Source organism: Martelella sp. AMO21009, from assembly GCF_053484295.1.
On record NZ_JBAKFR010000067.1, the window covers coordinates 1 to 1,211 of the forward strand.

Annotated in this window: 1 pseudogene; it reads right to left on the bottom strand. The window is 61.3% G+C overall.

Going from position 1 to position 1,211, the window contains the following annotated elements:
- A pseudogene (locus V6766_RS25465) lies at window positions 1–1,175 on the bottom strand (IS481 family transposase); the annotation flags it as partial.
- Window positions 1,176–1,211 lie beyond the last annotated feature (36 nt).

Sequence of the window (1,211 nt, forward strand, 5' to 3'; positions counted from 1 at the left end):
TGTAAAGCCCGGAGACATCCCTGACAGGTGTTCGGAGACATGCCTGACAGTTATTCGTCTTTGTTGAGGTCGATTAAGGCGACCTGGTTTGCTGCGAAGAACACGCCATGTTGGCCGTCGATTTCGAGGGGTCTGATGGCAAGGGTTTCCCCTTGGAAGGCCTTCGGCACACGCCATGCCTTGCCGTTGAATGCGACATAGGCCTTTGTGCTGCTGACGCGCCTGACGATCTCGCCTGGATCATAGGCGGGCTCTGGAACAGTGGCGGGAAAGCTGCGGGGCGACGGGCTGTAGCGGCTTGCGGGCACGGCCATGGCAATGCCCTGATGCGGCCGATGATGGTTATAGAGGTCGCGCCAGCGATCAAACGCCCTTTGCGCCTGCCTGAAGTCCGACAACGGTTGAAAGGCGAGAACTTCAGCCTTGAAACTGCGGTGGAAGCGTTCGTTCTTGCCGCGTCCCTGTGGATGGTAGGGGCGGGCATGAATGAGTTCTACCCCTAGCTTGAGGAGCCAGACGCGCAAGCGTGTCCAGCCGTGCGGAACGCCGGTTCCCCAAGGGTTGCCATTGTCGGTATAGATCGCCATCGGCAGCCCGTGGTGACGAAAGATGCGTTCCAGCCGACTGCGAACCGTCATCATCCGTTCGTCGGCGCAGGCCTCAAGCCCGAGGGCAAACCGCGAATGATCATCGAGGACGGTGAGCGGATGACACCAGTCTCCCGAGACAAGCTGAAAACGTCCCTTGAAGTCCATCTGCCACAGCAGGTTTGGCGCTTCGCGCTCGAAACGTCCATAGGCCGGGCCGGCGCCCTCGGGCGTTGCGATCCGCTTGTGTCGGATCAGGATAGCATGGACTGTCGAGGCCGCCGGCGGATCGATCCCCGCTCGTTCCAGCATGCACGCAATCTTGCGGGCGCCCCAGGCCGGATGCGTATCGCGCACCTCAAGCACAGCCTGTTCAAGCGCCTGATCGGTGCGCCGCGGACTGGAGTGCGGTCGCCGCGAGCGATCCTGCGCCGCCTCGCCAGAGCTGACACGCTTCAGCCAGACATAGCCCGTCTGGCGAGAAATCCCGAAACGTCGGCACAATTGCGAAACATTCGCGCCCTCAAGCGCGCAAAGCCGGCAAAACTCCAACCGCTGATCCACCACAGACTTCGTCTCCCACCCCATCCCAACCTCCCAGATTGCAATCCGAGAAGTGTCAGG